This is a genomic window from Streptococcus infantis (genome assembly GCF_019929575.1).
In the GTDB taxonomy this organism is placed as follows: domain Bacteria; phylum Bacillota; class Bacilli; order Lactobacillales; family Streptococcaceae; genus Streptococcus; species Streptococcus infantis_L.
Window position 1 is genome coordinate 14893 of record NZ_JAHZPU010000025.1, and the last position, 13332, is coordinate 28224.

The following is a 13332-nucleotide window of genomic DNA, read 5'->3' on the forward strand; positions in this document are numbered from 1 at the left end:
AAATTAAGTTGCAGTAAGTTGCAGCACATAGAATTTAAAGGTGATTAGAGTAAAATCTAACCACCTTTTTTGTTTGGAAAAAAGAAGGAGGTAAAAATGCGAATAAATGATTTTCATAACATTTTGGAGCTTGTAAAACAAGATGTGCTTCAAAGTGAAGCAGAATATCTGAAGCTACTAAAGGTTGTCGGAAACAATCAGAGATATGACTTTAGAAGTCAGCTTAGTATCTATGATAGAAATCCTGAGGCGACAGCCTGTGCCAAGTTCGACTATTGGAGGGAACGATTTAACCGTACCGTTATGAGAGGTAAAAAGGGTATCCCAATTTTGGAGGACTACGGCACATACAAGAAGGTGGACTATATCTTTGATATAAGCCAGACGGTTTCAAGAAACAGGGATGTCAATGAGGTCAATCTTTGGAGATTTGATAAGGAAGCTCATAGGGATGTCTTAAAGGAAATGATAAAAAATGAGGGCTATGAGGAAAGTGAAAGCACCTTAGAAAATATCTTTTCTTTAAGCAGGCTTTACGGAGATGAAAAGATAGACAGTCTTATGAACGAGCTTAGAATAGCCGATGAGAATAGAATATCTTTTACAAAGTTTGTGAGAGAATCAGTGAGCTATGCGGTATCTTCAAGGTTTCAGCTTGATTATCCTATGGATAGTGAACTTTTAAGAGAAAATTTTGAAAGACTTGATAGCATATCTTTTATGAGTCTTGGTGAAACCGTATCGGATATTAGCGGAAATATCATTGATGCGACCATTCAGAAAAGTAAAGAGCTTGACAAAGAAGTTTTAAGAGGTAAAGAAGCAGGATATAATAAGATTAGAGAAGAAATTGAGGAGGTAGAAGAAAATGTACTTCGACGAGATGATCAGAAAAGAAATGAAAACGAGCGAGTTCTCCGAAATGGAGAGTACGGACGAGATAATAGAGAAAATCAGGGAGAATACACTAAACAGCTTGGAGGAACAGACGGATTTCATGAAAGAATTCCCGAATCCGATTTACGCAGTGATGAGACTCACTTATCTTTCAGAGAGCGAGGAGCAGAGCCATTTCGAGATGCTAGTAGATCTATACAAGGAGAAGAAGCTGACAGGACACCTGATGGATATTCAAAAACAAGCGATGGACTTTATGAGAACAGAAAAACCGAAACTGATGGCAGCTTGGAAGATAGAGGGCGAGAACAATCCGCAGTATGGGGCGATGATTTCAGCTCTAAAAGAAATGACGATCAAGGAAGTAGTGGAAATTTAAAAGATAATACTGAGGTAGAGATAAGAGAAGCTGATAAGGCTTCTTTTTCTTTACCCGAAAATACTTACGGACAGATGAGACTTACCATTCCATTAACTCAGAAGGATATAGATGCTGTCCTTATTAACGGAGGAAATCACGATGGAAGTAGACTTCCTGTTATTGCAGAGTTTTCTAAAGGAAAAAGTAATGGAGAATTGGGAGAATACCTCAAAGATACATTTAGAGGCGGAAACGGATTTTACATTGATGAAAGAGAAGTATCTTCCTGGTATTCGGATAAAGGCATTCATTTAGCTTATGGGACTTCAGCAAGAGAAGATGATACGCAAATTTTAAGCTGGAATGATGCAGCAAGTAGGATAAATGAGCTTTTGGAAACCGGAGAGTTTGCCACAAATGTAGAACTTTCTGAATCCCTTGATTATGAAAGAGATAGAATTTCAGAATCCCTATGGTATCTATACCACGATTTAAGCGAAGAAGGAAAAGCACAGGGATATTTTGATTTTATAGAAAGAGGTGGTGGCTTTCCGGAAGAAACGAAAAAATTGTCTGAGGCATTAAAAAATCCTGAGTATCTGAAAGAAACAATCAAAGAATACAGCAGGTTTTTAGCAGGATATAAAGAAAATAGAGATGTACTAAGATTTCACTACCACAAGGTAGATAGCCTTTATCAGAGATTACAGGAACTTGAGCTGCCACGAAAGGAATATAGTACCAATCTGATAGAGCTTCCTAAAGCAAATCCATTTATTACAGAAGATGAAGTCTTTGCTGCAATTTCAAGAGGAAGCGGAATAGATAAGGGAAAAGAGCGAATCACTAAATTCTTCAAAGAAAACCATACACTTCAAGAAAAAGCTAATTTCCTAAAAGATGAGTATGGCATCGGGGGAAGCTCTCATGCTGTTTCAGGGGCAATGGGAAGTGATGAATGGCACGATGCTAAGGGACTTAAATTACAGAAGAAAGATTGCAGTGATGTTTTTCTTACTTGGTCAAGTGTGGCAAAGCATATTGATGAGCTGCTTTCTAAAAATCTTTATCTTGAGGAAAAAATAGAAGGTAATTCAGAGATAGAAGAAGCAAAAGAACCACAATATTATTCTAAAGATGATCCTGAAAACTTAATGACTGATGAAATGCTTGAAAGAGTGCCTGAGCTTTATGCACAGGAAGATGTCGCTTTAGCAGATAAAGAGGTTCATGCTGCATATATCATTCCGTTTAGAAGTAATTGGACTTGGTATATGACGGAGTATGATAGAGAAAGTGGAGATGCCTTTGGACTTGTACTTGGGATTGAACCTGAATGGGGATATTTCAGTATTGAAGAGTTGAAAGAATTAAATGCCCAGAGGCTTATTTTAGAAGATTTTCCAAAGACCTTTAGAGAACTTAAAAATACAGAGCTTGTCAAGCAGATGGATGAGCAGGAGCTTCAATCGGTATTTAACGGAGAACTTAGTTTTGAAGAAGAAACAGAGCTTGAAGCACCTGAAGAAGTAGAAGAAAGAATAGCTGCAACACCTGTTCAAGGAACGCTATTTGATTACCTCAAAGAAAGAGAAGAAGTAGAGCTTAATGAAGAAAAGGAAAGCCTTACCGATGAATTTACAGTTAAAGAAGATGATACAGTCTATTTCAACCATGAAGAATACACTGTAAGGGAGATTGCTAAAAATCAAATCACAGGAAGAAATGATTTATGGCTTGATCCGGTAAGAAGTGGAAATCGTCAAATCCCGATTATAGCCTTTGAAGATAATGGGGACTTATTAAAGCAGATAAGCCTTGAAAGACCGAATTTTATTGTTGGTGATGAAGTTAAATATAAGGACAAAAACTATACCATCACACGCTTTGATGATATGGGAAATAATCTAAAGACAGTAACGGTTAAGGACAATACCGAATATCTTGGCGGTATGATAACAGGCTCCGATGTAATTCTTTATCGTCTTGAAAGCGACCTTGATAGGCTATTTCAAAATATAACCTATACGAACCCTGAAAAGACTATTGAGGAAGTAGAAATAAAGAAAGCTGATGCTCATAACTTCAAAATCACAGAAGAAACGCTCCCGGAAAAGTTATCTCCAAGTGAGAGACTGAATAGCAACCTTGAAGCAATCTCTATGTTAAATAGAATTGAAAGAGGTGAGAGAGATTTAGATATTAACGCTCAGGAAGTCCTTTCAAAGTATGTCGGTTGGGGCGGACTTGCTGATGTATTTGACGAAAGTAAAGAGGGACAATGGGAAGCTGCAAGAAGTTTCTTAAAGGAAAATTTATCACCATCTGAATATGAAGCTGCAAGAGAGTCTACCCTAACAGCTTTTTACACACCGAAAACAGTGATTGACAGCGTATATAAGACACTTGCAGGTATGGGATTTAAGAGCGGTAATATCTTAGAGCCAAGTATGGGAGTTGGAAACTTTATCGGTAATCTTCCCGATGAAATGAGTAGGTCAAAGTTTTATGGCGTTGAACTTGACTCAGTAAGCGGTCGTATTGGAAAACTCTTATATCCTGAAAGTGAAGTGCAAATTAAGGGATTTGAAGAAACTACCTTTTCCAATAACTTTTTTGATGCAGTTATCGGTAATGTTCCCTTTGGAGAATATAAGGTAAATGATAGGGATTATAACAAAAATAACTTCCTTATTCACGATTATTTCTTTGCCAAGTCCATTGATAAAGTAAGAAATGGTGGTGTTATCGCCTTTATTACATCAAGTGGCACAATGGATAAAAAGGATGAAAGCGTCAGACGATACATTGCAGCAAGAGCAGAGTTTTTAGGGGCAATCAGACTTCCAAATGATACCTTTAAGGGCGTAGCCGGAACAGAAGTAACCTCAGATATTATATTCCTAAAGAAAAGAGACAGTATCAGAGAAAGAGATGAGGACTGGATTCATCTTGCTGAAGATGAAAACGGGCTTTTATATAACAAATACTTTGTTGATCATCCTGAACAGGTGCTTGGTTCTATGGAAGAAATATCTGGAAGATTTGGGAATACAATAGCTTGCCTGCCGAAAGAAAATACAGACATAAAGGAACTTCTTACAAAAGCAGGCACAGAAATATCAAAGAACGCAAAGTATGAGGAAATAGAACTGCTTGATGATGAAATCAGCACAATGCCTGCAACGGATGATGTTAAGAACTTTTCCTATACCGTTATTGATGATGAAGTCTATTACAGAGAAAACTCCCTTTTCGTCAAGAAAGAGATAACGGATAAGAATAAGGAAAAGATTAAGGACTATCTTGAACTGAATACTGCCCTTAAAGATGTTATCTACAAGCAGAAAGAGGACTATTCCGATGATGAGGTAAAGAAAGCTCAAGAAAAGCTCAATGAAGTCTATGACAGTTTTTCTAAAAAGCATGGGTATGTCAATAACCTAAGTAATACCAGAGTCTTAAAAGAAGATAGTAATTTTCCACTTGTTTCCTCCATAGAAATCCTTGATGAAGAAGAAAACTTTAAGGCAAAGGGAGATATTTTTTCAAAAAGAACAATCACAAAGGCAAAGACAATCGACCATGTAGACACTTCCCTTGAAGCTCTTGTGTTATCTATGTCTGAAAAAGGTTATGTGGACTTTGACTATATGGGAAGTCTTACAGGAAAAGACAGACCTACTTTGATAGAAGAACTTAGAGGAGAAATCTACTTAAATATCAGAGAAGAACAAAACTTTTACAGACCGTTATCCTTTAACTTGGAGGATGGGGATTTACCTTTTGCCTGTGCAAATGACAGTAATTCATATAAATATGGCTATGTAACAAAAGATGAGTACCTATCAGGGAATATCAGAGAAAAGATTGCGATTGTTGACAGTTATCTATCAAAACTTAGACAAACGGAAAGAGAGCTACCTCATCTTGGCTATGCGGAAGATGGAAAAGAAAAAGAGCTGATAAGCTATGAGATGAACCGATTGGAATACCAAAAGGCAGAGCTTACAAAAGTTTTGCCAAAGGAGCTTGAAGCAAGTGAAATCAATGTAAGACTTGGTGCAACATGGATACCGATAAAAGATATTGAAAAATTCATCTTTGAAACGCTGAAAACTCCGGGATATGCCAAATGGGATATTAAGGTTAAATTTTCAAATCTGACAAGCGAATGGAATGTAGAAGGAAAGAGCAGGGACAGAGGAAATGACCTTGCAGAGATGACCTACGGCACCTCAAGGGTAAATGCCTATAAGCTGATTGAAGATGCACTGAACTTAAAAGAAACAAAGGTATTTGACCAGATTGTAAATCCGGACGGCTCGAAAACTTCTGTATTAAATAAAAAGGAAACGCTTCTTGCAGGACAGAAACAGGAGCTTATAAAGGAAGAATTTAAGAACTGGATATTTAATGATCAGGAAAGAAGAAACAGGCTTGTAAAGCTATATAATGAGCGTTTTAACTCCATCAGAAATCGTGAATATGACGGCAGTAACCTATCCTTTGAGGGAATGAATACTAAAATAGAGCTTAGACCTCATCAGAGAAATGCTATTGCAAGAAGTTTGTATGGAGGAAATACGCTTCTTGCCCATGTGGTTGGTAGCGGAAAGACCTTTGAAATGGTGGCTTCCGCAATGGAAAGTAAAAGGCTTGGAATGTGCAGTAAATCACTCTTTGTTGTACCGAACCATCTAACAGGTCAAATAGGCAGAGAATTTATGCAGTTATATCCATCGGCAAATATTATGGTGGCAGATAAAAAAGACTTTGAGCCGAAGAACAGAAAGAGATTTATCGGAAGAATTGCCACAGGAGAGTACGATGCGGTAGTAATCGGGCATACGCAGTTTGAAAAAATTCCGATGAGTAAGGAATATCAAGAGAAGCATATTCAGGATCAGATTGATGAAATCATAAATTATGTTGAGGAATATAAGCATGATAGAAATCAGAACTTTACGGTAAAACAGCTTGAAAAAACAAAGAAAAAACTTGAAACAAGGCTTGAAAAATTAAATGATGATTTTAAGAAAGACGATGTTATTACTTTCGAGGAACTGGGTGTAGATAAGCTATTTGTGGATGAAGCACACAATTACAAAAATCTCTATCTATACACAAAAATGAGGAATGTAGCAGGTATCGGTCAAAGTGAAGCATTTAAGTCCTCCGATATGTTTATGAAGTGTAGATATATGGATGAAATGACGGGTGGAAAAGGTATTGTATTTGCCACAGGAACGCCTGTATCAAATTCCATGACAGAGCTTTATACCATGCAGCGTTATCTTCAGTATGAAAGCCTAAAGAAAAATAATTTGGAGCATTTTGATAGCTGGGCATCTACCTTTGGTGAAACACAGTCTGCCTTTGAATTATCTCCGGAGGGAACAGGGTACAGAGTTAAGACAAGATTTTCAAAGTTTTACAACCTACCTGAGCTTATGTCTATGTTTAAGGAAGTTGCAGATATTCAAACAGCGGATATGCTTAATCTTCCAACACCTGAGGCGCATTATGAAGTTATTAAGACTTTGCCAAGTGAGGAACAAAAGGAAATTCTAAAGAGCCTATCCGAAAGAGCTGATGATGTTAGAAATAGAGTGGTAGAACCTGATGAAGATAATATGCTGAAGATTACCAATGACGGTAAAAAACTTGCCTTAGATCAGCGTTTAATCAATCCTTTGCTACCCGATAATCCTGACAGTAAGGTCAATGTATGCGTGAAAAATGTGTTTGCCATTTGGGATAAGACAAAAGAAGATAGGTTAACACAGCTTCTATTTTTCGATATGTCAACTCCAAAAGGCGATGGAGAGTTTAATATCTATGATGACATCAGAGAAAAACTTTTAGCAATGGGTATACCGAAAGAAGAAATCGCCTTTATCCATGAAGCCAATACTGATAAGCAAAAAGATGAACTCTTTGCAAAGGTAAGAAAAGGAGATGTGAGGATTTTGCTTGGTTCTACTCAGAAGATGGGAGCCGGAACGAATGTGCAAAACAAGCTGATTGCACTTCATGACCTCGATGTCCCTTGGCGTCCTGCCGACTTGGAGCAGCGTGCGGGTAGAATTGTCCGTCAGGGAAATGAAAATAAAGAAGTTAATATCTATCGTTACATTACCGAGAACACCTTTGATGCCTACCTTTGGCAGACCATTGAGAACAAGCAAAAATTCATTTCTCAAATTATGACAAGTAAGACACCTGTCAGAGTGGCGGAAGATGTGGACGAAAGTTCACTTAACTATGCGGAGATTAAAGCCCTTGCAACAGGTGATCCAAAAATCAAGGAAAAGATGGATCTGGATAATGAAGTTACAAAACTTAAAATGCTGGAAGCAAACTATAAGTCCAATCGTTACAGATTAGAAGATAAGGTTGCTAAAAACTATCCGGAAGAAATCGCAAGAACCGAAAAACTAATTGAAGCTGTTAAGAAAGATATAGTAAGTGTAGAGCCTAAAGCGGAAGGTGAGGAAAAGTTTACTTCCATTACCATTGCGGGAGAAAAGATTACCGATAAGAAATTAGCCGGAGAAAAGCTGCTTGAAGCTATTTCTAAAGTAAAAATCAATGAAAGCAAGGTTATAGGTAAGTATAGAAACATGGATTTAGAGGTAAGTTACAACTTCTTCACCAATGAGCATAACTTCAGCTTAAACGGTGCTGCAAAGCATTCAGGAGAGCTTGGCACAAGTGCAGACGGTAATATAACAAGACTGGATAATGCTCTTGAGAAAATGCCTGAGAAATTAAAGAGGCTTGATGAAAAGCTCTTCAGCACAAAAGAACAGCTTGAAAATGCCAAAGAAGAACTCAAAAAGCCTTTTGAAAAGGCAGATGAACTAAAAAATAAGGTGTTAAGACTTGCAGAACTGAATAAGCTCCTTGATATGGGAGAAGTGGAAGAAAAGAGAAATGATAATCCGCTTATAGAAGATGTAAAAAGAGCAATCATTGACTTCTGTAATAGAGAGTACGAAGAAAATCATAGCTATGATGAATTTAATACCTTGTACCCTGATTTGAAGCATATAGGCATCGCCTATACCAATACACCCGATGAAAGGCATGGTATTCAGTATGAACTGAATTTAGAGGATAAGACATGGACTCAGTATATTGATGACACGCCAATCAAAACAGAGAGCTTTGATTACGAAAATAAGGGAGAAAATGAAGCTCTAAAGAATATGAAAAATGAAATAGAAATGTCCTCTTTTAGTGATTTAGTTTATGTTGATTCCGAAGATTTAAGAGCAGCAACGGGACTCGATATTGATGATGAAGGAAACTTCTATGATCCACTTGCAAAAGACCTCGATAATGACGGTATTCCGGATAGATATGATAATGACTTTAAGGACAGTGATTATTTTGAGTCAACCTATGATGTGGAGGACAATTTTCATATCAAAGAAGAAAACACACAAAAATCAGAGGATAAGCCGTCTATTTTAGATCAGATAAGAGCCTATCAAAATGAAAGTAAAACAGAAGAAAAGCAAAAAACAAAAGAACAGGAATTTTTAAGATAAGGGGAGGGCAATCTCCCTTTTGCCATGAAAGGAGATAAAAACATGGATTACAAAGCAATGAGAAATCAAATAGAAGATATGGTAAATGATAACCACAAGGACTTTGTAAAGGCGATTATAAGCATGGAAAAAGGCATCAATGATGAAAGTGCTTTGGACAAGCTATATGACGCTTATATGGACAATGACACCGTTAATTTGCTACATGAGGAATTTGACTATATGATTGAAGAATTAAGAGAACAGGGGCAGATAAAAGACCTGCCTTATGTACAGACAGAAAAAGATAACCTTGTCAATATCGTTGGAAATATTGTAGGAAAGGTCGATATAGTTGAAAGGGAGAATAAGAACGGAGAAACCTTTAAGGTGGCGAATTTCTCCGTTGTTTCAAAAAATGATGAAGGAGATAAAGTATATCATAATTGCTCTGTATACGGAGAAAAGAGTGATATTCCAAAGGACTTTAAGCAGGGAGATTTTGTTAAGCTTTTTGGACAAATCAGAACTTCTGTTGATGACAACGGTAAAGAACATACCAACATCAGGGTACTTTCTTCAAAACTGTTAAAGGCAAAAGAACAGATGAAAGGGCAAGAAGAAAAGAAAGAGTCTGTACTTGGAGCTATCAAAAAATATCAGGCTGAAGATAAGGAAAAGCCTAAAGAAAAGAAAGAAACATCAAAAGAAGCAGAGAGATAAACTTATGGTCGGTGTGGTCTTGGGACTGCACCGACTCTTTTTTTATTTGCGAAAAAAGGAGATAAAGATTATCTCTCCATCTCCTTACCCATATAAATTCCGTAATTTTTTCGTATCTTATAAAGCTCGTCCATAGTGGATTTTGAGGAAGAATACTCTTGCATAAGGCTATTCTTTTTTCTTGTAATTTATCAAGCTCAGCTAAAATATCCTTTGAATTTGGGAGCTTGGAATAAGATTTTTTAAGCTCTGAGAGAGCATTTTCATATAGGGTAATCTGAGCTTTGTACTCTTCAAAAAATGCCTTGTCAGACGGATTAGCAGTATATTCCTTGTAGCACGCTCTGTATTTTTTAACGGTATGAACTTGCTCCATAGTGGTGGAAAGCTTCTGCATTTCCTTATCAATAGCCTTGATTTTCTCTTGTATATTTTGCCTTTCATCGGCTGCTTTTTGAATATACTCGTCAAGCTGTTTAACGGATTTAATGCCATGTTCTCTGATATAAATAACAGACTCAGCCATTGTATGAAGGTTATGTTTGGTTGCCCAATATTCGTAGCCTTTGCTTTCCTTTACCTTTGCATTGGTGTTCATGTCAATAACATTGCCGATGCGTTTTTTGACGGCGGGAGTCTTGATAAACTCTCTTTCTGCAATTCGTTCTTTTAATCTTTCTTCGGTATAATCTTCTCCGATTGTTTTAGTCCTTGTAAATCTTGCCTTATTTTTTGGCTTAAAAGCAATGTGCTTACCGTATTTGATTTCATAGCCAAGATCAGCCATCTTCTTTAAAAATTCGTCCCAGTCCTTTGACTGTTTTATCATTCTGTCAATGTCAAATTGAAGTTTACTTTTCCAAGAAGTGCCATGGTTTGCCTGTTCGTTTTCATACCAAGATTTACCGTTAATCTTATATTTTTTCTTATAGCTTTCGTAAAACTCGTCAATGACAGATAGGCTATTTTCTTTGCAGAGTTTATCACTCTGATAACGGATTTGGTGGTAGCTTTTCTTGTTAGACTGGTAGCACCTACCTGTTACCATATTTACATTATTGAAGATGATGTGGTTGTGAATATGTCCTTTATCTATGTGAGTAGATAAGACAAACTCATACTCGTCTTTCAATATCTTTTTGCAAAGTTCCATACCGATCTGATGTGCCATTTCAGGAGTTGCTTCTCCCGGTAAAAAGGATTGAATTAGATGCCTTGCAAGAACAGTTCCGTTTGTTCCGGCATCATTTCTTGTTCTTAAAAATTGTGTGTGAGCAGTTTCTTGATGGCATTTATGAGTGCTTACTAAGATTTGTTCATCTGTTTTTTCTCCATTAACAATATATGAAATGGCAAAATTAAGGGTTGATTTTATAGGGTGTATTTTTGTAATTGCCATAAAAACTAATCATCTCCTGATGTTCTATTAAGAAGTATTGAATGAATTTGCCACAGCTCTTTTGAGAAATGTTCAATCTCTTTTTTTATATCACCTATGTCCTCTTTGTAGATTACACCTGTCGAATTTACTCGCTTTGCAATCTGATTGATGTTGTTTGTAGCGTTGGAAAGTAATCCTTGTAAATCTCGAAAAGGCTTTAAATCTACTTGATATATTTCCTTTTCTAAAACGCATTTGCGGATAAAATGACTCATATTTCTGCACTTTGCAAGTTTCCTTTTCTCTTCAAAAAGAGCTTTTTCTTCTTCGGTTAATTTAATTTCAAGTCGTTCATTTCGTATCCTATTTGCCATAGGCAACTCCTCCTTTATATGTATTTCGGGGTCTTAGGGTTCTCCCTAACAAGCTAAAAATTGATAAAAAAAGAAGCAGATCCCAAAGGGCTGCTTCATCAATTTTTCCGTAAGTGTCCGTACACTTACTGTGCTTGCTACAAAAGTCAAGCAAGCATTAAGCATTTTTCTAAAATTGTAAATATATTATACCATAAAATTCAAGAGAAATGAGAAAACTGTAAAATTCAAGAGAAATGAGAAAACACAATTGACAAATTGTCAGTTGAGTGATATCCTTTAAATAGGAGGGATAAAATGCGAGATGTGAAAGAACCGGAAATACGACGTGCTGAAATTATGGATGCTGCAATGCTACTCTTTATAGAGCAAGGGTATACTAATACAACAACTCAGGATATTGTTGACAAAGTAAATATATCAAGAGGCTTGCTGTACTATCACTTTAAGAATAAAGAAGATATCTTATATTGTCTTGTGGAACAATATACAGATAAATTATTGAAAGATATTCATGTTATTGTCTATGATGAAGGTAAAACCGCCGTTGAAAAAATTAGAGCTTTTATAGATGCCACAATTATATCTTCGGAAAATATTTCAGCAGAGGGAACAGAGTTACAAAAAACAGTTGATCTTGAAGAAAATCGATATATGATAGATAAGTTATCCCATAAGATTATTGAAAAACTGACAATATATTTTGAAAGGATAATAAACCAAGGAATATCAGAAAAAACACTTTTTGTAAAATATCCGTCTGAAACAGCGGAATTTCTTATGACAGCTTATGTTTTTGTTTCAAATAACATAAGTATAAGATATTCAAAAAAAGAGTCTGTCAATGAGTATTTAAACGCATTTAAGATAATGCTTGAACAAACCTTAAATGCAAAAAAACTTTTTAGCAATTGAAAAAGAATAGAATGTTTGTAAGAATAATAATGTACCGATAGCTAATGCTAAACAAGCTATCGGTATTATTTCAAATAATAACTGACAAAATGTCAATGGAGGTAAAAGCATGTTAGAGATAAATAATTTTAGTAAATTTTATGGAGACAAAAAAGTTGTTGATAACCTATCCATTTCAGTACAGTCTGGAGATATTTATGGATTCATTGGTGCAAATGGAGCTGGAAAAACTACAACAATAAAAGCAGTAGTTGGGATTCATGATTTTGAGAATGGAAGTATAACGATTAATGGGCATTCCATTAAAGAGGAGCCTGTTATTTGTAAAAAAATGATGGCATACATTCCGGATAATCCAGACTTATATGAACATATGACGGGTTTTCAGTACATCAATTTTATTGCAGATTTATTTGAAATTTCTACTGAAATACGCAGAGAAAGAATTCAAAAATATAGTGATTTATTTGAAATGACTAAGCATCTTTCGGGGATGATATCTTCGTATTCACATGGTATGAAGCAACGAACAGCGATTATTTCTGCACTGGTGCATTCTCCAAAGTTACTAATTTTAGATGAACCTTTTGTAGGACTTGATCCAAAAGCGGCTTTTCTACTAAAGAAAGTGATGCACGAATGCGTGTCAGATGGAGGAGCTATTTTCTTTTCAACACATGTTTTGGATGTTGCAGAAAAATTATGTAATAAAATTGCAATTATAAAAAATGGAAAGTTAATTGCAAGCGGAAATACAGAAGAAGTCAAAGGTGATAAAACTTTGGAAACTTTTTTCATGGAGGTACAAGATAATGAGCAAAATTTGGATACTAATTAGAGCCCAATTGATAAATTTTTTTCCAATCAACGAAATTAGAGAGCCGAGAAATAAAAAGCAAAGCTCTGTTGTTATTGCAAGTTTTGGAATAATAACTCTTGCTATATTTTTCTGTGTCTATAATATTATGACAGCCAAAACACTGGTACAAGTTGGACAGCAGGAATTGATACCGGCTTATATGGTTGCGGTATCAAGTTTTTCAATATTATTTTTGACAATATTTTATTGCCCTGTTGTAAAATGAAGTGCAACACAAAAGACATGTTCATCTGATATACTAGAGTTGCAAAAAACAGTATAGA

6 protein-coding genes and 1 pseudogene are annotated in these 13332 nt (G+C 35.9%); 5 read left to right on the top strand and 2 right to left on the bottom strand.

The features are described 5' to 3' along the window. Positions 1 to 96 precede the first annotated feature (96 nt). Positions 97 to 8817 carry a helicase-related protein gene (locus tag K1I67_RS07750; protein WP_223339495.1) on the top strand — a complete coding sequence of 2907 codons (8721 nt, stop codon included), beginning with the start codon at positions 97 to 99 and terminating at the stop codon, positions 8815 to 8817. Positions 8818 to 8859: 42 nt separating this feature from the next. Next, complete coding sequence (locus K1I67_RS07755; protein ID WP_223339496.1) at positions 8860 to 9519, top strand: DNA-binding protein; 660 nt, start codon at positions 8860 to 8862, stop codon at positions 9517 to 9519. A 68-nt stretch (positions 9520 to 9587) separates the two neighbouring features. Here K1I67_RS07755 and K1I67_RS07760 read toward each other — a convergent pair. Both K1I67_RS07760 and K1I67_RS07765 read right to left on the bottom strand, forming a co-directional pair. Further along, positions 9588 to 10918 (bottom strand): annotated as a pseudogene (locus K1I67_RS07760) (relaxase/mobilization nuclease domain-containing protein). Positions 10919 to 10923: 5 nt separating this feature from the next. After that, positions 10924 to 11274, bottom strand: a complete 351-nt coding sequence (locus K1I67_RS07765) for a plasmid mobilization protein (protein ID WP_125837992.1) — start codon at positions 11272 to 11274, stop codon at positions 10924 to 10926. A gap of 297 nt (positions 11275 to 11571) precedes the next feature. Between K1I67_RS07765 and K1I67_RS07770 the strand changes: the two genes are divergently transcribed. The 3 genes from K1I67_RS07770 (at position 11572) to K1I67_RS07780 (ending at position 13274) form a co-directional block, all read left to right on the top strand. After that, the gene (locus K1I67_RS07770; RefSeq protein ID WP_125411853.1) at positions 11572 to 12189 is read left to right on the top strand and encodes a TetR/AcrR family transcriptional regulator; all 618 of its coding nucleotides are present in this window, start codon (positions 11572 to 11574) and stop codon (positions 12187 to 12189) included. A 109-nt stretch (positions 12190 to 12298) separates the two neighbouring features. After that, the gene (locus K1I67_RS07775) at positions 12299 to 13027 is read left to right on the top strand and encodes an ABC transporter ATP-binding protein (RefSeq protein ID WP_125411854.1); all 729 of its coding nucleotides are present in this window, start codon (positions 12299 to 12301) and stop codon (positions 13025 to 13027) included. After that, positions 13002 to 13274 carry a hypothetical protein gene (locus tag K1I67_RS07780; RefSeq protein WP_440138140.1) on the top strand — a complete coding sequence of 91 codons (273 nt, stop codon included), beginning with the start codon at positions 13002 to 13004 and terminating at the stop codon, positions 13272 to 13274. Before K1I67_RS07775 ends, K1I67_RS07780 begins: the two co-directional genes overlap by 26 nt. The last annotated feature ends 58 nt before the right edge of the window (positions 13275 to 13332 follow it).

Excerpts from the sequence above, each read along its gene's own strand:
- K1I67_RS07750 (WP_223339495.1), top strand. The coding sequence starts at position 97 with ATGCGAATAAATGATTTTCATAACATTTTGGAGCTTGTAAAACAAGAT.
- K1I67_RS07755 (WP_223339496.1), top strand. The coding sequence starts at position 8,860 with ATGGATTACAAAGCAATGAGAAATCAAATAGAAGATATGGTAAATGAT.
- K1I67_RS07765 (WP_125837992.1), bottom strand. The coding sequence starts at position 11,274 with ATGGCAAATAGGATACGAAATGAACGACTTGAAATTAAATTAACCGAA.
- K1I67_RS07770 (WP_125411853.1), top strand. The coding sequence starts at position 11,572 with ATGCGAGATGTGAAAGAACCGGAAATACGACGTGCTGAAATTATGGAT.
- K1I67_RS07775 (WP_125411854.1), top strand. The coding sequence starts at position 12,299 with ATGTTAGAGATAAATAATTTTAGTAAATTTTATGGAGACAAAAAAGTT.
- K1I67_RS07780 (WP_440138140.1), top strand. The coding sequence starts at position 13,002 with ATGAGCAAAATTTGGATACTAATTAGAGCCCAATTGATAAATTTTTTT.